Origin of the sequence: Rheinheimera fenheensis (assembly GCF_039871805.1) — a bacterium.
Lineage (GTDB): Bacteria > Pseudomonadota > Gammaproteobacteria > Enterobacterales > Alteromonadaceae > Alishewanella > Alishewanella fenheensis.
The window spans coordinates 180693-198911 of the sequence record NZ_JBDPJM010000001.1; the positions used below are offsets into that span (position 1 = coordinate 180693).

The 18219-nt window shown below is 51.1% G+C and carries 12 protein-coding genes; 6 read left to right on the forward strand and 6 right to left on the reverse strand.

The genetic code is table 11. The features are described 5' to 3' along the window. Positions 1–120: 120 nt before the first annotated feature. Positions 121–906 carry a putative hydro-lyase gene (locus ABGI61_RS00665; RefSeq protein ID WP_347595325.1) on the forward strand — a complete coding sequence of 262 codons (786 nt, stop codon included), beginning with the start codon at positions 121–123 and terminating at the stop codon, positions 904–906. A gap of 8 nt (positions 907–914) precedes the next feature. On the opposite strand, the gene ABGI61_RS00670 is transcribed toward ABGI61_RS00665, so the two are convergent. Together ABGI61_RS00670 and ABGI61_RS00675 are read right to left on the reverse strand one after the other, a co-directional pair. Beyond that, the gene (locus ABGI61_RS00670) at positions 915–1946 is read right to left on the reverse strand and encodes a methionine synthase (protein WP_347595328.1); all 1032 of its coding nucleotides are present in this window, start codon (positions 1944–1946) and stop codon (positions 915–917) included. Beyond that, entirely contained in the window at positions 1943–2914 is a 972-nt protein-coding gene (locus tag ABGI61_RS00675; protein WP_347595331.1) for a DUF1852 domain-containing protein, read from the reverse strand. The genes ABGI61_RS00670 and ABGI61_RS00675 overlap by 4 nt, the downstream gene beginning before the upstream one ends. Before the next feature lie 279 nt (positions 2915–3193). Here ABGI61_RS00675 and ABGI61_RS00680 point away from each other — a divergent pair, with 279 nt between their 5' ends. Further along, on the forward strand, positions 3194–4090 hold the full coding sequence (locus tag ABGI61_RS00680; protein ID WP_347595334.1) for a LysR family transcriptional regulator: 897 nt from the start codon (positions 3194–3196) through the stop codon (positions 4088–4090). 19 nt (positions 4091–4109) lie between these two features. Here the strand turns inward: ABGI61_RS00680 and ABGI61_RS00685 are convergent, their stop codons facing one another. Both ABGI61_RS00685 and ABGI61_RS00690 read right to left on the reverse strand, forming a co-directional pair. Beyond that, a complete protein-coding gene (locus ABGI61_RS00685) occupies positions 4110–5963 on the reverse strand; it encodes a beta-propeller domain-containing protein (protein WP_347595337.1) in 1854 nt (617 codons plus the stop codon). A gap of 95 nt (positions 5964–6058) precedes the next feature. Continuing rightward, positions 6059–7108 (reverse strand): AraC family transcriptional regulator, encoded by a 1050-nt coding sequence (locus ABGI61_RS00690; RefSeq protein ID WP_347595340.1) that lies wholly within the window; start codon positions 7106–7108, stop codon positions 6059–6061. A gap of 155 nt (positions 7109–7263) precedes the next feature. Here ABGI61_RS00690 and ABGI61_RS00695 point away from each other — a divergent pair, with 155 nt between their 5' ends. Further along, entirely contained in the window at positions 7264–8376 is a 1113-nt protein-coding gene (locus ABGI61_RS00695; RefSeq protein ID WP_347595343.1) for an alkane 1-monooxygenase, read from the forward strand. Positions 8377–8431: 55 nt separating this feature from the next. On the opposite strand, the gene ABGI61_RS00700 is transcribed toward ABGI61_RS00695, so the two are convergent. Both ABGI61_RS00700 and mtgA read right to left on the reverse strand, forming a co-directional pair. Next, positions 8432–9649: a serine hydrolase domain-containing protein gene (locus ABGI61_RS00700; protein ID WP_347595346.1), complete on the reverse strand. Its 1218-nt coding sequence runs from the start codon at positions 9647–9649 to the stop codon at positions 8432–8434. A 27-nt stretch (positions 9650–9676) separates the two neighbouring features. After that, the gene (mtgA, locus tag ABGI61_RS00705) at positions 9677–10366 is read right to left on the reverse strand and encodes a monofunctional biosynthetic peptidoglycan transglycosylase (RefSeq protein WP_347595349.1); all 690 of its coding nucleotides are present in this window, start codon (positions 10364–10366) and stop codon (positions 9677–9679) included. Between the two features lie 337 nt (positions 10367–10703). On the opposite strand from mtgA, the gene ABGI61_RS00710 reads away from it, so the two are divergent. The 3 genes from ABGI61_RS00710 (at position 10704) to ABGI61_RS00720 (ending at position 18146) form a co-directional block, all read left to right on the forward strand. Continuing rightward, entirely contained in the window at positions 10704–13328 is a 2625-nt protein-coding gene (locus ABGI61_RS00710) for a hypothetical protein (RefSeq protein WP_347595352.1), read from the forward strand. Positions 13329–13626: 298 nt separating this feature from the next. Beyond that, complete coding sequence (locus ABGI61_RS00715) at positions 13627–16593, forward strand: hypothetical protein (RefSeq protein WP_347595355.1); 2967 nt, start codon at positions 13627–13629, stop codon at positions 16591–16593. Between the two features lie 266 nt (positions 16594–16859). Further along, positions 16860–18146 (forward strand): glycerophosphodiester phosphodiesterase family protein, encoded by a 1287-nt coding sequence (locus ABGI61_RS00720; protein WP_347595358.1) that lies wholly within the window; start codon positions 16860–16862, stop codon positions 18144–18146. The last annotated feature ends 73 nt before the right edge of the window (positions 18147–18219 follow it).

Below are 18219 nucleotides of genomic sequence, written 5' to 3' on the forward strand. Positions count from 1 at the left end.
CGATGTGATGTTGATGCTTCCAAGCGTGCTGCTGGAGCTATCGGCAAAAGCGATGGATAGCGTCTGTTTATACCGCGCCTTGTCGGGTAAACTGGCAGCCTCGGCCAGGTGGAGAATCTTATGTCTGAATTAACGCCGTATCAGTTACGTCAACAGTGTCGCAGCGGTGTCTTTAGTGGCAATACCTCGGGTTTCGCACCAGGTTTTGTGCAGGCCAATATGGCGATACTGCCCAAGCAATACGCTGCCGATTTTCTGCAGTTCTGTCATTTTAACCCTAAGCCCTGCCCGCTGCTGGGCATGGCGGCCACACCCGGTGCCATCGATATGCCAGCGTTGGCAAAAGATCTGGATATCCGCACTGACCTGCCGCGTTACCGTATTTTCCGCCACGGCCAGCTGATTGAAGAAGTGACCGATGTACGTGACTACTGGCGTGATGATTTAGTGACCTTTTTAATTGGCTGCTCGTTTTCGTTTGAAGAATCCTTGCTGGCCGATGGCCTGGAAATCCGCAATATCACCGAGAAGGTTAACGTGCCGATGTACCGCACTAACATTGCCTGCGCGCCAGCCGGCGTTTTTCACGGCGGCATGGTAGTCAGTATGCGGCCCATGACACCCGCCGATGCGATACGCGCCATTCAGATTTGCTCGCGCTTCCCGCAGGTACATGGCGCGCCGGTACATTTTGGCGACCCAGCGGCCATTGGCATTAGTGATATCAATAAGCCGGATTTTGGTGATGCGGTAACAATCAAACCCGGTGAAGTACCGGTATTCTGGGCCTGTGGTGTGACACCACAAGTGGCGATAGCCAATGCCGGGGTGGAGTTTTGCATTACCCACAGCCCCGGCCATATGTTGGTTACCGATGTGCCAAACAGTAAACTGTCGGTATTTTGATTAAGCTGCTACCGCCGCTGCAGCTCCTGGCGCACTATAGCTGCGCCAGCGGTTAACGCCTGCAGTTTGCCCTTGGCGATATGGCGCGCTAATGGCGCCATGCCGCAATTGGTGCAAGGGTAAAGTTTATCGGCATCGACATACTGCAGCGCTTTTCGCAAGGTATCGGCGACTTGTTCTGGCGTTTCAATATTGTCACTAGCCACATCAATAGCTCCGACCATCACTTTCTTACCGCGGATAAGCGCCAGCAGCTCCAGTGGCACACGCGAGTTATGGCACTCCAGGGAGATAATATCGATATTCGACTGCTGCAGTTTGGGGAAAATCTGCTCGTACTGGCGCCACTCACTGCCGAGCGTTTTTTTCCAGTCGGTATTGGCCTGAATGCCGTAGCCATAACAAATATGCACCGCGGTTTCGCACTTCAAGCCTTCGATGGCCCGCTCTAAACAGGCAATGCCCCAGTCGTTAACCTCATCAAAAAACACATTAAAGGCTGGCTCATCAAACTGAATAATATCCACCCCGGCAGCTTCCAGCTCTTTGGCTTCTTCATTGAGTATTTTGGCAAACTCCCATGCCAGCTTTTCGCGGCTTTTATAATAGTCATCATGCAAAGTGTCGATCATGGTCATTGGCCCAGGCAAGGCCCATTTTATTGGCTGCGTGGTTTGCTGACGTAAAAACTTTGCGTCGGCAACAAACACCGGTTGTTGCCTTGATACCGGCCCGACCACAGTTGGCACACTGGCATCGTAACGGTTACGAATGCGCACCATTTTGCGGTTAACAAAGTCAATACCGTTTAACTGCTCAATAAAGCTGGTGACAAAGTGCTGCCGCGTCTGCTCGCCATCACTAACTATATCAATGCCTGCCTGTTGTTGCTGCTGCAGTGCCAGGCTAAGTGCATCCTGTTTACCTTTCATCAGCTCATCGCCCTGCAATTTCCAGGGTGACCACAGCGTTTGCGGCTGTGCCAGCCAGGATGGCTTTGGCAAACTGCCAGCCGTTGAGGTGGGCAGTAATATTGTCATGCTAAGCTCCACTGCTGTAATTTGGCCAGATAGGGTTTAATAAAATGCTGCTCGGCAAATTTGCCTTGCTCAATCGCCAGGCGGCTGCGCTCCTCACGGTCATACACGATTTGTGTGATCGAATGGTCAGCGTTTTTCAAGCTTGGCTGATAGCGCTTGCCCGCCACTGCATTGGCGTTATAAATTTCTGGGCGATAGATTTTCTGGAAGGTTTCCATGGTGCTGATGGTGCTAATCAGCTCCAGATTAGTGTAGTCATTCAGCAAGTCACCGCTAAAGTAAAACGCTAACGGTGCCACGCTATTGGGTGGCATAAAATATCGCACCTGCAGAGCCATTTTCTGAAAATACTGTTCGGTTAACGATGGCTCATTTGGCTGGTATTCCACGCCTAATACCGGGTGCTGGTTCTCAGTGCGGTAATAAATTTTGTTATCTGACACACTGAGGCAAATCACCGGCGGCTTGGAAAAATGCTGCTTGTATGTTTCTGAGTTAATAAAACACTGAAACAGTTTGCCATGCAGGTCGCCAAAATTGGCCGGAATACTAAATTGGGCTTGCTGCTTATTGTGTTCAAGCAGCAGCACGCTAAAGTCGTAGTCGCGCAGGTAGGACGAAAAGTTATTGCCCACTATACCCGCAAGACGGGTGTTGGTTTGGTGGTCAAGAATATGGGTTTGCAATACTTCAATTGACGGAAAACGCTGGCTGCTGCCGTTAATTTCGATATCAACCGATATAATGTCCAGCGCTACCGCGTAACGGTCTGCCTTAGCGTTGTCCCATTGCGCTAAGGCATTAAACCTGTTGTTTATCATGCTAAGGGCATTGCGCAAATTTTGCTGCCGGCTTTCACCTCGGGCCAAATTAGCAAAATTAGTGGTAAGCCGTGTACTGTCTGCCGGCCGATAATGCTCATCAAAGGCTTGTCGTGTAATGCTAAAGCTAAAATCGTTATTCATCATTGCCATCCTGTTTTGCTTCACTGCCAACACAGGGCCTGAATAGCCCATCGCTGATTGACGCCACACAAAAGACTTCCAGACGTCCAAACATACGGCAGAGCATAGGCGCAATATTTGATGATTAAAAATGATACTTTCTCATTATTTCATGAGATTAATTCATCATATTAACCATCAGCGACCACTCAACACCCAACACTGTTTCCACCCTAAGCGCTATACCCACTAAGAAAAACGCTGTATTTTATACATTCAATGATTTTTACTCATAAGTTAGCCGTGATTGAGAAAGTCCACCTAAGCATTTTGCGCGAAATCAGCCGCAGCGGCTCGGTCACCGCCGCCGCCGCTAAATTGCACCTGACACAATCGGCGCTAAGCCATAGCATTAAAAAGTTAGAACAGCATGCCGGCGTTAATCTGTGGCTAAAAGATGGCCGGCAGATCCGTCTGACAGAAGCGGGTGAGTATCTGTTGGAGCAGGCTAACCGGCTGTTGCCGCAGTTCGAGCGCATCGACGATACACTGCGCCAGTTTGCTGCCAACGAAAAAGGCAGTTTACGTATCGGTATGGAATGCCACCCCTGTTACCAGTGGCTGCTGAAGGTAGTGCAGCCGTTTCTGGCACAATCGCCGGGGGTCGATATCGATGTAAAGCAACGCTTTCAGTTTGGCGGTATGGCGGCGCTTTTTAATTATGACATTGATTTACTGATCACGCCCGACCCCATCAACAAAGCCCGCATCGAATTTGAGCCGGTCTTCCCCTATGAGCTGGTGTTGGTGGTCAGCCAACAAAACCCGCTTGCAACAAAAATTCACATCAGCCCGGAGCAGCTAAGCGACCAGACTTTACTGACGTATCCGGTAGACATTGCACGGCTGGATATTTTTCAGCAGTTTTTACTGCCAGCGCAGTGTATGCCCAAAGCGCATAAAACCCTGGAAGCGACCGACATTATTCTGCAAATGGTGGCCGCCAACCGCGGTGTAGCGGCTATGCCAAAATGGCTGGCACAGGAGTACAGTCATAACCTGCCAATTGCGGCGGTGAGGCTGGGTGACAAGGGTATACACAAGCATATTTACGTTGGCTACCGTAAACAGGAAAAGCACAACAGCCACATCCAGCGCTTTATTGCGTTGGCGAAAAGCAGCGGCGCATACAACAGGTAGCGCCGCTTAGGTCACATAGCTAGTATTCTGCTATCAGCTGTTCAGGTTGCTGCCAGTGGCTATGGTACACCTGAGCGCCCAACACAAAGTAAATGTCATCATCTATTAGCACAGTACGGGCGTCCCAGCTGCTAGCATAACCCTGCTGCGGGATCAGCTCGCCGGTTTTTTGCATAGTACCGTTATGTGCTACTTCCAGCGTGAGCAGGCTAACTTGCTCCCCTGTGGCTTGGTCATAGCGGCTCAGTGGCAGCGCCATACGCGTCACCCCGTCCTGCAAGTTTAACGCTAAGCTATGGTGCTGGTACTCGAGCGGAGAAAACTGTGCTTCCAATATCAGTTCATCCTGCACCACGGCATCGTTGGCGGCCACATTAAACAGCGCAATCTTTGCCCCCGCACTGATCCAGATAGGATTACCCTGCGCATCGGTCTCAATCTGTTGGCCCAAGCCCCACAATAACTCGGTATTGATACTGTGCAAATACGCTGAGTAACCCGGTATTTCCAGCTCGCCGATAATGGCAGGTTGTAATGGGTTGCTGATATCCAGCGTATACAGCGGATCAGTGCGCTCAAACGTCACAACGTAGGCACGGTCACCGACAAAGCGCACACCATAAATGTCTTCACCGGGTTTACCAATCACTTGCTCTGTTTGCTCTGCATCCGGCAACTGAGCAGCTACGCTCAGGCTATCTCCCTGTTGTTGCAACACAAACAAGCGATGCAGCTCTGCGTCTGGCCAGTCAGAGGTAAGTAACATTAAATACGATTGTTTTTCAAACAACGAAAATGCCCGCTGACTACCACTGATCACGCCGGGCACCACGCCTGATGCCTGATAACCTACGGCAGAATCACCCAGGCTAAACTTGTGCAACACCGTTTCAGCATGCATTGCATAATTTATGGTGCCGTGCAGATACAGACTTTCGGTCGACATGTAAAAATCATTCACGGATGCCAGGATGCAACTGCTTTCGGTCTGATAAGGTGCGCTGGTGGCAATGCGGGTGAGCACCACCATGCGGTCACTGCCCTCATCACTTGCAGCATTTTCAGGCAGGTAACATTGTTGCGAGGCCACTAATGGCTCGGGCACGCCGTTATTTAAACGGCGCGTTGGCAACAAGTCGGTCAGGCTGGCGTTTTGCAGCACCAGCATATTGCTCTCATTGTCTGCTACTGTTGCAGCATAAGGCCTATAACCAGCTACTTCTGGCTGGTAACGTGACACCAGCCATAAGGCATCAGCAGTGCGTCGGCTGTCAATCAAATCGCCATCAAAACGTAACTGATAAACACTGTTACCCTGTTCAAACAATTGCACACTGATTTCACCATTTTCTTGCCCCCACATTGGTGGCGATAATGCGGCAACCACATTGCCGTAACGATCATCACCCAGCACGGTAAGTTGCGTATCCGTGGCGTATAACCCGCGCACCTGGCGCATTGGCGCCGCTAAAGTCAAAGGCTCCAGTGCCTCTAAACTGCCATCCTCGTTGCGTTGCCAACGCTTTACATAGGGCATGTCGGTATCGCTATCGATGCCGCTCACGAACAGCTGTTGATTGGCAAATTTCACCCGATCCGCTTCATCCACGCCCTGAGTGATCAGGTTAGTCGCCCCGGGGGCTGGATCTGCCGGTGCGGGTAACCCTGCCCCCTGGCCGCGCTGGTCAGCTTTGGCGTATAAACCGTAACGCAGGTAACGCGCTAAAGGCTCACCACTCACCTGCGTCAGCGGTGCCGTAGAGGTTGCGGCAGCAGACACCTGCCAAAGTTGTGTATTGGTTTCTGGCTCTGAATCAGAGCCGCCGCACGCCGTTAATAAGGCGGTAATAGTCAGTGTTCCGGCAATTCGCATTTTATCTCCCTGCTTAAATGCAACAAGTTGTTAAACTTTAATTACCTTACACGGCTCCTCACGATTTAACTGTTTAAAGATGTAAAAGTTACTGTTTACTGCGTTAATACATAGCGCTGTCGAAATTGTCGTGGCGAGATATTGCACTGTTGGCGAAATGCCCGCCCAAAGTTGGCAGGGTCGGCATAACCAAGTAAATAGGCGATTTGCTGCACCTGCAGTGTTGTATGCGTTAGGTAATGCTGGGCCATGTGCTGGCGCCAGTGAACTACCAGTTGCTGATAGCTGCTGTGCTCAGCGTTAAGGCGCCGGCGCAAGGTACGTTCTGACAGGTTAAATTCAGTCGCGACCTGGCTGATATCCGGGATGCGGCCTTTAGTGCGACCCAGCAACATGAGAATGGCTGCGCTGATACTCGTCTGCCGTTGCTGCCTTTGCAATTCATGTTCGCACTGTGAACTTAATTGCTGTTGCAATGCACTGTCAGCAAAGGGCGGGCTGATAGCAAGACAGGTGTTAGCAAAACAAATACTGTGCTCAGGCTGGTCAAAACAGACCTGGCAGGGAAAAAACGCCTGATACAACGTTTGATAAGCCGGTGCACTATAGGCAAAATGCAAGCTCAACGGTTGGTAATGTTGCTCGCTTAGTACCTGCAATACCTGATGCAGCGCCACCATCACCGTTTCTGCCATAAAAGCGCTAATGTCTGCCAGCGGATAACGCTCGGTTAACACCAGCGTGGTGTGCTGTGCCGTTTGTTTAAGCTGCAGGCTGATCAGTGGGCTGCGGGTAGAAATATAGCGACAAATCAGCTGCAACGCCTGTTGTAAATTTTCACTACTTAGCGCAACCAACCCCAACAAACCATGAGTGGTAATCGTCAGCTGACTGCCCAGATACAGACCCAATGCCGGCTCCACAGACTGGGTCACACTGAGCTTTACCAGGCGGTGAAACTGCTGCCAACTCACGGTGGCATCAGCTTGCCCGATAAGGTGCTCAGCCATGCCCGCCTGCACCAGCAAAGGCTGAGTGTCAACGCCACGGCTTTTCAATAACCCAAGCAGTTGACGCAGATAATGATTGGGTAGCGTTAACTGTAACGGTACAACGTTTTTAGCGGCGGCGGTGTTTACTGGCATAACCTGGCTGGATGCAACATCAGTTTGGCCCAGTGTAGCTAACTGTTAAGCAAAAATCGGTACTTTGGCCGTAAATGACTATAAATTGGCAGGTGCTACCCTGTTGCTCTGCAGGCTTTTTGACTAGGCTGGCTCAGGTAACGTCGGGAGGTTTTATGTTCAACTATTTGAAATTCAGCTTATTTCACTGGTTAACCCTGCCATTTTTACTGGGCATAGTATTGGGCGGTCACTGGATGCTACTGGGCTTGCTGACGCTGACAGCGGTGATTGTGTTGGGCGACCTGTTGGCCGGCGATGATAGCAGCGAGCCCGATTATCGGCATACAGCCTGGTTAAATGCGTTACTGTACAGCGCCTTACCTGCTATTTTCCTGGTGTTTTTAGCCATGATGTGGAGCCTGTCAGACGGCGATCTGCTCGGTATAGCGCATTGGACGCAGCAGTTAACCGGTTACGATGCGATGGCAGCACGCCAGCAAAACACCTTTTGGCATTACGCGGCTATGTGTGTGGCGGCCGCGTTATTGTTTGCCCTGCTTGGCACCATACCCGCGCACGAGCTGACTCACCGTATATCTGACCCCATAGCTATGCTGTTCGGCCGTTGGCTGCTTGCTTTTAGCTGGGACATCGGCTTTGCCATTGAGCATGTTTACGGGCATCACCGTTATGTTGCCACCGTCAGAGACCCTGCCAGCGCCCCGCGCGGCCGCAATGTGTATCAGCACATCTGGCTTTCAACACTGGGCGGCAACCGCAATGCCTGGCGCATTGAAGCCCAGCGGCTGGAAAAGCAACAACAGCGCCTTATTAGCCTGCATAACCGTATTATTCGTGGCCTATTGATGTCAGTATTTTTATCGGTGTTAGCGCTATACCTGGCGGGTTGGCCGGGGTTACTGGCCTTTAGCCTGAGCGCGCTGCTGGCTAAAGCCTTACTCGAGATAGTTAATTATGTAGAGCATTATGGCCTGAGACGACAGCTACACGAGCCGGTACAGTTTTACCATAGCTGGAATAGCAATAAACGCATCAGCAGCTGGGCCAGTTTCAACCTCACCCGTCACTCGCATCACCATGCCCGGGCGCAGCTGCCTTTTTATCAGTTGCATGCTATGCCAAAGGCGCCAACCCTACCCAGCGGCTATCTTGGCTGTATCTTACTGGCGTTAATTCCACCGCTGTGGTTTCGCATTATGACACCCAGGCTGGCCCGCTGGGATCAGCAGTTTGGCCTGTCGTCGCAGCCTAATGCGCAATCATAACGCCGCCGGGCCGTGTAAGTGTTATGCGAATGATCTCGCTATAGTGTATTGCCAGCTACTGGCGATAATGCGCCGACAGCGCCTGTAAAAAAGCATGCTCGTCAATACCGGCACGGCCAAGCGGCTTGGCCTGAGCACTTAACATCACCACCACCAGTTCTGTGTCGGGGTCGACAAACAGATACTGACCAAAGATACCTTCAGCGGCATAGCTGTTGCCATGTAAAGGCCACAGCATATAGCCGTAATCTACCGTTTTACCGCCAAGCTGTTGCCGGCTAGTTGCCGTGCGCATCCAGCCTGCCGGCAGCACCCGCTGTTTTTTACCGTCAACAGAAATGACGCCGTCATTTAGCCAGAACAAGCCCAAACGGCCATAATCCCGTAACGTAGCAGATAAACCACTGCCGCCAATTTCCTGCCCCTGCGCGGCATCCAGCCACCAGGTGGCGTTGGCCTGCATACCCAGTGTTGACCAGATTTTGTCAGACAAATACTGCGATACGGTTTTGCCACTTGCCGCCTGCACTAATGCCGAGGCCAGCTGGGTTTCACCGGTACTGTAATTCCATACGCTACCAGGCTCAGCCGCACGTGGCAGCGCCGCCATAACATCTAAAATACTGCCTGGCTGCTGGCTGATTTGCGCCTCTAACATCCGGCGCCGGTCAGAGGCCGGGTCGGTGTAGGTCTCGTTCCAGGCCACGCCCGAGCTCATCTGCAGTAGCTGCTTAACACTGACACCATCGTAAGCTGTACCTTTAAAACGCGGCAGATAGCTGACGATGGCATCGTCAAGACTCGTGATAAAGCCATCCTGTATCGCCGCCCCCACCAGGGTTGCGGTAATCGACTTTACCACTGACATCGACATCCAGCGCGTGTGCTGATCATTACCCAGCTGGTAGCTTTCAAACTGCACCTCGCCGTTTTGGATAATCAGCATGCCGCCTACCCGGTTCATCGACAGCACATCATATAAATCATATTGCTGGCCGTTAAGGCTAAAGCTGAACTGCGCCAACGGCTGAGAACTGAGTGGCAGCGGGCTAATGCTACCGCCCCGCTTTACCGTGCGGCTTGGGAACAAGCGGTCAATATTACGAAAGGTATTAACCTGAATATCCGGGTACAGTTTGCCGTCATACACCTGACGCACTGTGCCTATAGGCTCGTTAGCATGGCGATAAACCGGTTCTGCCGCTGTAACCACAGTGCTGCAGATAAGAAACAAAATAACGACAGGTGCAGTTACGCGCTGGAAAGGATGCATCGGCCAGGGCTCCTTTTTCATTTCGGTTTAGTTAAGCATAGGCGCTAAATAGCCATTACCCAATTGACGCATTTGCCGCTCAACCCATTGCACGCGTTGCCGCAAATAAGGTGTTAACTGTGTTGGGTCGCGCTTGCGCGGGCTTGGCAACACAACCGCCAACCGGGCCGCCTGGTTCACCGTTAAATGCCGGGCCGTTTTGCCAAAATAGTGCTGACTGGCCGCTTCGACACCATAAATGCCTTTACCAAACTCGGCGATATTTAAGTACACCTCTAAAATGCGCTTTTTACCCCAAACCAGCTCCAGGCTAAGTGCCAGGCCGGCTTCAAGCCCTTTACGCACCAGGCTGCGCCCGGGCCACAATAGCAGGTTTTTCGCTGTTTGCTGGCTGATAGTACTGGCACCGCGCAGGCCGCCACCATCGTCATATTGCTCAAGCGCCTTGCTGATGGCGGCAAAGTCGACGCCATAATGCTGCACAAAACGTTGATCCTCAGACGCCACCAGCGCCAACGGCAGGTGTGCCGGCAAGGTGTCGATATTTACCCACTGATAGCGCACCGGATAAGGGCTTTGTAGCATAAAAGCCGACGTTGGTGGCGGCACAAAGCGCAGGGTAATCAATAGCAGCAATAACAGCAGCAGCACCGCCAACACTGCGCGCCAGCCAACAAACCATAACCAGCCAAAAATGCCGCGTTTATGCTGTGTCATTTCGCCTCACTTATCGCCCTTAACTTAGCGCTAACGACGCTTAGTATAAGCTATTCACCGAGCATCATGTCACCCTGCAACATGGTTAAAACAAGCCAATTACAAGCTGCACATCAAAGTCCCTATTGCGTCGCCAAACCTACAATTCAGCCACCGTTCACCTTGCTTTACCCCTGAACCCTCAACGATAATTAGCAACTTATGCCTAAGATAAAGGTGCTGTTGCATAACTTTATGCTCAGTAGCACTTGAGTCTTGTGGAAAACAACCAGGCCACTGATGTTCTTAAACCCCAGAGGTTTGGGGGCGCGCAGTGAGCGCGAAACAGGATGAAAATATGAAACAACTCGGCCGCACCATGATGGTGGCGCTGTTATCCCTGACGATGACAGGCTGTATAATAGAAAAAGGTAAAAAAACGCCGCTTAACTTTTCCAGCACCCCACCTACCACGGTAATGGTCGGAGAGGAGTACCGTTACAATATTACCGTAACCCCCGAAACCGCCCGCGATTATGCAATTACGGTTAGCGGTGCACCAGACTGGTTGCAGCTACAAACCGCAACAGCACAGCCTGTTAAGGTAGGTAACTTTCAAGCCTTCGTGAAGTTTTTGGCGGCAGATGGTGAAGATATTTACTTTCAGCCGGTTAATTTTTCAAGCTTGGGATTTGGAGTATATAAAACCCAGATTGATAGCAGCGTAGAACCTGAACTTGTCTATACACCCAGTGCAGCTATCCACAGTTTAGGCGGCCTGTTTATTGATAATAGAATACTTTATATTGCGGAGAATAAAGGCAACGATGCTGACGCAACAACAGCCATTTACCGGCTTAACCTGGCAGAGACTAATGCCGAGCCGGAGCTGTTCATAGAAGTACCGGGCCACACCCAAAGTATCGGCGTGAAAGATCCATATCTGTATCAGTCTAACGGCAGCACTAGTACAAGATTGTTTTTGTTGAGTGATCCGAATTCTGCGCCAACTATTTATAGTTATAGAAACCAAAGTTATAACGCGTTTGGCTTGGACGCATACGGCTATCTTCACGCAGCCGCCGCCTCAGGCACAACCTACGGTGCTTTTGGGGGAGGAAATGACCTCGTTCCGATATATAACAGTGAAGATGTTCCCTGCACTCTCGGTATAGCGGGCTATACCGGTCAAGGGACCTATTTTGCTAACGGCCCTTGTTCTGTCAACGGCGAAACGCTGCCTGGTAATCTGCGCTTTGTGGCGATTGACGCGCCAAGCGACACCAATGGTGAAGGCCGGGTAGTTTATCGTGAAGGTGAAATTATATTTCACCTCCCTGTCATGGCGGTTACAGTTACCGGCTCAGGCCGGGTAGTATGGTCTTCGCCGTTAGAGGTCACCCTGAGAACCTTTACTGTGCAGCAAAACACTTTGGTAGGTACACCGTCTGAACCAGGCACCTACAACATTACATTAACGCTGCCAGGCGGCGCTACGCAACAATTCACATTAACAGTAACAGCGCCACCGGTAAGTTATGACGTAAAAGGCACTGTCTATGGTCTGCAAGGCGCGCTGCAGTTAAGCAACAACGGCACTGACATTCTGCGTATATCAACATCTGACGAAGGCAGCAGCCCGTTTAGCTTTACCAAGCCGCTGCAACAAGGCGAAGCTTTTGATGTGGAGGTATTTGCTAACCCGGCCGGCCAAACCTGCAGCCTACGTGACCAGTTAGCTGCAACAGGTAACATGGGCACTGCCGATGTTGAACTGATTGTTGACTGTGAATATATCGCCTACAACATTAACGGCTCGGTAGAGGGCTTAAATGGTGAGCTGGAGTTACTGCTAACCAGCGAGCAAGGCGAAGAAGAGTTGCTGGTCAGTGAAGATGGCGACTTTAGCTTTACCGGTGAGTTTATCCTGGGCGACGAGTACAGCCTGACGGTTAAAACCCAGCCAATTGGCCAGATGTGTGAGTTAGCTGTCAGCTTTGTTGATGAAAATGGCGAAGCCACTAACCCGGTCGTTAGCGGCCCGGTCGATTTGCCAATTGTATGTACCACCAATGAAACACCGCGCACAATGTCGGTGACTGTCACAGGCTTGCCAGATAACACCACTGTTAAAATGCAGGCCTTAGGCCCACAAGATGGCCGCTGGGAGTTTGAAGATAAAGATTTTGCTAACGGCACTGCAGCCTTCAGCAATACCTTGTTAGACAGCGAACCTTTTGCTATCGGCATTCTGACACAACCAGAAGGTTACTTCTGTATCATCACTGACGAAGTGCCGCTGTTCGACGTTGCTGATGGTTTAGGTATCGTCGATGGCGATGTCACCATTACCGTAGGCTGTGAAGCAGAAGTGGTGGCTACACCGCGCACACTGTCAGTAACCGTAACCGGCTTACCAGGTGGCAGCAGTGTTGCTATGCAAGCTACCGGCCCGGTGGATGGCCGCTGGCTTAACGAAAGCAACGCTTTTGCTACCGGCACTGCCGCCTTTGATAACACCATGTTTGACGGTGAAACCTTTGATATCCGTAAGATTCTAGATCCGGAAGGTTACAGCTGCAGCATTACTGGTGAAACACCATTAGATGGCGCTGTGGATGGCGTAGGCATTGTCGATGGCAACGTAACTATCACGGTAGACTGTACTGCAAACGTCGTCGCGACTCCGCGTAGCCTGTTTGTTACCGTAATTGGCTTACCAATGGACGGCACCACTGTAGCAATGCGCGCGTTCGGCCCTGACGATGGCCGCTGGTTACAGGAAAACAAAGCCTTCGCTACGGGCACAGCCGCGTTTAATAATACTATGTTAGATGGTGAAACCTTCGATATCCGAATAATTTCCGATCCGGCTGGCTATAGCTGCAGCATTACCGATGAGGTTCCGCTGGATGGTGGTGCTGATGGTTTCGGTGAGGTTAATGGCGACGTGACAGTGACCGTTACCTGTGTAAACAACTAACAGTAGCGAAGCATGATAGCTGGATAACCCACCTGCCACAGTATGTGGCAGGCAGCTGCAGTAAACGGCGCCCCCTGGTCGCCGTTTTTATTGTCAATATTAAATTCGACAGTAGCTTAACTTGCTTTGCCCTTGCGCCCTCAATGATAATGAACAACTGATACCTGAGATAAAGGTGCTGTTGCTACAGCTTAATGCTGGGCGGCGCTGCCGTCTTGGGAGGAAACAACCAGGCCGCTGTTGTTCTTAAACCCTAAGGGTTTGAGGGTGCGCAGTGAGCGCGAAACAGGATGAAAATATGAAACAACTTGGCCGTACTATGATGGTAGCGTTGCTATCTGTCACCTTAGCGGGGTGCTGGTTTACTAAAGCCAGTAGAACACCGCTTGAATTTTCAAGCACCCCACCAACCACAGTAATGGTCGGGGAAGAGTATCGCTACGACATCACAGTTATCCCGGAAGCAGAACGCGACTACGTTATTACCGTGAGTGGGCAACCTGACTGGCTGGAGCTGCAAACAGAAGCCTCACTTCCGGTGAATGTTGGCAATATTAGCGGCGACATCACTTACATGGCGGCTCATGGTGATGATATTTACTTTTATGGTACTAACCTGAGTGCGGCTGGCACTGCACTTGAGACCGGGGTGTATAAAACTCAGCTTGATAGCACAGAGCCACCGCTATTCATTAGCGGGCTCGGTCGAGATTTCATGGGCTACGGTGGCTTGACTGTCAGTGACAATGTTTTGTATTTCGCTAAGTTAAGCAACAGCTCTTTTATTATTCAATCAACAGAGTTTCATAAGCTCAATTTGTTGGATGAAAATGCCGAACCGGAATTAATTAGCAGGGACGTCGCTCATTCAAAATCGATAGCAGTGCATAATGGATTCTTATACTCGTCTTATGACGGTAATGGCTATATCCGTAAGAATATTGCAACTGGATATCAAGAGCATTTATTTGACGGATTTCAAATTTTCACTTTTGGGATCGATTCTTACAATAGGTTGCATATGACAATTCTTAACCGGGTGAGCAATGAAAGCCAGGTAGACGTTGTAGGATACGGCCTTCTTCCCGAAAATTTTTCTGGATCCGGTGCGGCATATGAAATTGACGGATCTGGTTGTATTACCGGCATAGCGGGTACTGCTAACCTTGGTACTTATATTGCCAGTTCTGATTGCTACATTGACGGTGAACGAAGAACAGGTGACCTGCGTTTTGTACCTGTAGACTGGCCAAGTGAGAGACGTACAGGTTCTATTAACCAAGTAGAGATATATGAACCAGGTGAGGTTATTGCTGGCTCAGCCACAGCGGTAACCACTACTGGAACAGGTAGAGTTACGTGGGCCAGCAAGGCAGACCGTGCACTGAAAACTTTTACCGTACAGCAGAACACCTTGGTAGGTACGCCTACCGAGGCAGGCACTTACGACATTACACTGACACTGCCAAATGGTGCGACGCAGAGCTTCACCCTAACCGTGACGGAACCACCGGTAAGTTATGACGTAGCCGGCACTGTTTATGGCCTGCAAGGCGCGCTGCAGTTAAGCAATAACGGCACCGATATTGTGCGCATAACAACATCTGAAGAAGACAGCAGCCCATTTGGCTTTACCAAGCAGCTGCAACAAGGCGAAGCTTTTGATGTGGAGGTATTTGCTAACCCGGCCGGCCAAACCTGTAGCCTACGTGACCAGTTAGCAGCAACAGGTAACATGGGCACTGCCGATGTTGAACTGATTGTTGACTGTGAATATATCGCCTACAACATTAACGGCTCGGTAGAGGGCTTAAATGGTGAGCTGGAGTTACTGCTAACCAGCGAGCAAGGCGAAGAAGAGTTGCTGGTCAGTGAAGATGGCGACTTTAGCTTTACCGGTGAGTTTATCCTGGGCGACGAGTACAGCCTGACGGTTAAAACCCAGCCAATTGGCCAGGTGTGTGAGTTTGCTGTCAGCTTTGCTGATGAAAATGGCGAAGCCACTAACCCGGTCGTTAGCGGCCCGGTCGATTTGCCAATTGTATGTACCACCAATGAAACACCGCGCACAATGTCGGTGACTGTCACAGGCTTGCCAGATAACACCGCTGTTGAAATGCAGGCCTTAGGCCCACAAGATGGCCGCTGGGAGTTTGAAGATAAAGCTTTTACTACCGGCACTGCCGCCTTCGACAACACCCTGTTAGACAGCGAGCCTTTTGCTATCGGCATTCTGACACAACCAGAAGGTTACTTCTGTATCATCACTGACGAAGCACCGCTATTCGACGTTGCTGATGGTTTAGGCATCGTTGATGGCAACGTCACCGTTGGCGTAACCTGCGAAGCAGATGTCGTTGTACCGCCGCGCACGCTGTCAGTAACGGTGACCGGGCTGGCCGATGGTACCAGCGTAACGATGCGTGCGTTAGGTGCTCCTGGCCGCTGGGATTTCGAAGATAAAGCCTTTACCACCGGCACTGCTGCCTTTAGCAACACCCTGTTCGACAGTGAACCTTTCGCCATTGGCATACAAGCGCAACCCGATGGCTATAGCTGTGTTATTAGCGATGAAGTGCCGCTACTCGATATGGTTGACGGCTTGGGCATTGTCGATGGCAACGTTACCGTTACGGTAAGCTGTACTGCTGATGTAGTTGCTGAGCCTCGTACCTTATCGGTTACTGTAGTGGGCCTGCCAGGCGGCACTACTGTGCCCATGCGTGCGGAAGGTCCGATAGATGGCCGTTGGTTGCTGGAAGATAAAGCCTTTGCTAACGGCACGGCAGCATTTAATAACACTATGCTGGATGGCGAGATCTTTGATATCCGCTTTATCGCTCAGCCAGACGGCTTCAGCTGCAGCATCACAGGTGAATCACCATTAGATGGCGCAGTTGATGGCTTAGGCATTGTCGATGGCAATGTAACTATCACCGTAGACTGTACTGCAAACGTCGTCGCGACTCCGCGTAGCCTGTTTGTTACCGTAATTGGCTTACCAATGGACGGCACCACTGTAGCAATGCGCGCGTTCGGCCCTGACGATGGCCGCTGGTTACAGGAAAACAAAGCCTTCGCTACGGGCACAGCCGCGTTTAATAATACTATGTTAGATGGTGAAACCTTCGATATCCGAATAATTTCCGATCCGGCTGGCTATAGCTGCAGCATTACCGATGAGGTTCCGCTGGATGGTGGTGCTGATGGTTTCGGTGAGGTTAATGGCGACGTAACAATTACCGTTAATTGTGTAAACAACTAGCAGTAGCGAAGCATTACAGCTGAATAGCCTAACTGCCACGGCAGTTAGCAGGAAACAGCAGCTAAACGGCGACCATGAGTCGCCGTTTTTATTGGTTTAGTGTCTATTAGCACATCACCATTACCGCCAAAATGATCACAAATACGTCATTTAAAAAACACCTTTCATTCACACAACTTTACTAGCCTGATGCAGTTTCACCTAGGATAAGTCTGAGCTGTCTGTCCGCCTGATAATATTTTACTATTTTGTTGAAGGAGAACCTTATGCGCTCTATCACTTTGTTACGTGGGCCAGTTCTGGCGGCAATAGCGCTGGCCTGGCTATGCGCCCCTGTTACGGTGCTCGCTGGCAGCTCAAATGATTTGGCAGCTAAGCGCAGTGCACAGCTAAAGCCGCCACAACCTTATACCGTACAGCTGGGGCCAAGGCCGTTTTATCTTATTGATGACATGGACCAGGGACCGGTTAAAACCCTGCTGCAAAACTGCCCGAATGGCCGCAAACTTAAAAGCACCCTATTCTCGATTGGCCATCGTGGCGCGCCTCTGCAGTTTCCGGAGCATACCAAAGAGTCTTATGAAGCAGCCGCCCGAATGGGTGCTGGCATTATGGAATGCGACGTCACCTTTACCCAGGATAAACAGCTGGTATGCCGCCATTCGCAGTGCGACTTACACACCACCACTAACATTTTGGCCATACCGGAGTTGGCCGCCAAATGCAGCCAGCCGTTCACGCCCGCCGACCCACTTAGCGGCACGCCAGCCAGCGCCCGCTGTTGCACCAGTGATATTACGCTGGACGAATTTAAACAGTTAACCGGCAAAATGGACGCCTTTAACCCACAAGCGACTACCGTGGCCGAGTATATGCAGGCCACACCCACCTGGCGCACCGATTTATACGCCGGTAAAGGCACCTTGCTGACGCACGCTGAAAGTATCGAGCTGTTTAAGCAGCTGGGCGTGAAGTTTACCCCGGAGCTAAAAGCCCCCGAAGTACCGATGCCGTATCAAGGCGATTACAGCCAGGCCGATTATGCCCAGCAGCTGATCGATGAGTACCGCGCCGCTGGCGTTAACGCAAAGGATGTCTGGCCACAGTCGTTTAATATTGCTGATGTGCGTTACTGGCTGGCCAACGAGCCTGACTTTGGCCGCCAGGCAGTCTATTTGGATGACGCTAACGACCCGTCACAACTGCCCAGCGCTGCCGAGCTACAAGACTACAAAGCAGAGGGCATCAACATTGTTGCGCCGCCAATGTGGGCCCTGCTGCAGCTAGACAGCAATAACCAGATCGTGCCGTCTGACTATGCCCGCCAGGCAAAAAACGCCGGCCTTAATATTATTGCCTGGTCATTCGAGCGCTCTGGCCCGCTACAAAACGGTGGCGGTTGGTACTACCAAACCGTGAATCCGGTAATTAATAACGACGGCGATATGATGCAAGTACTGCACGTACTGGCACAAGATGTGGGTGTTATCGGCGTCTTCTCCGACTGGCCCGCCAGCGTTAGCCATTACGCCAACTGTATGGGTTTGCGCTAACAGCAAGTAGCCGGAAAACACGGGCAGCAAAGCGGTTAACGCCACACTGCCCGCACTTACTTTGCTGGCGTAG

Bases quoted from the DNA above. Each gene is read 5' to 3' on its own strand.
- ABGI61_RS00665 (WP_347595325.1), top strand. From the start codon at position 121: ATGTCTGAATTAACGCCGTATCAGTTACGTCAACAGTGTCGCAGCGGT.
- ABGI61_RS00670 (WP_347595328.1), bottom strand. From the start codon at position 1,946: ATGACAATATTACTGCCCACCTCAACGGCTGGCAGTTTGCCAAAGCCA.
- ABGI61_RS00675 (WP_347595331.1), bottom strand. From the start codon at position 2,914: ATGATGAATAACGATTTTAGCTTTAGCATTACACGACAAGCCTTTGAT.
- ABGI61_RS00685 (WP_347595337.1), bottom strand. From the start codon at position 5,963: ATGCGAATTGCCGGAACACTGACTATTACCGCCTTATTAACGGCGTGC.
- ABGI61_RS00690 (WP_347595340.1), bottom strand. From the start codon at position 7,108: ATGCCAGTAAACACCGCCGCCGCTAAAAACGTTGTACCGTTACAGTTA.
- ABGI61_RS00695 (WP_347595343.1), top strand. From the start codon at position 7,264: ATGTTCAACTATTTGAAATTCAGCTTATTTCACTGGTTAACCCTGCCA.
- ABGI61_RS00700 (WP_347595346.1), bottom strand. From the start codon at position 9,649: ATGCATCCTTTCCAGCGCGTAACTGCACCTGTCGTTATTTTGTTTCTT.
- mtgA (WP_347595349.1), bottom strand. From the start codon at position 10,366: ATGACACAGCATAAACGCGGCATTTTTGGCTGGTTATGGTTTGTTGGC.
- ABGI61_RS00710 (WP_347595352.1), top strand. From the start codon at position 10,704: ATGAAACAACTCGGCCGCACCATGATGGTGGCGCTGTTATCCCTGACG.
- ABGI61_RS00715 (WP_347595355.1), top strand. From the start codon at position 13,627: ATGAAACAACTTGGCCGTACTATGATGGTAGCGTTGCTATCTGTCACC.
- ABGI61_RS00720 (WP_347595358.1), top strand. From the start codon at position 16,860: ATGCGCTCTATCACTTTGTTACGTGGGCCAGTTCTGGCGGCAATAGCG.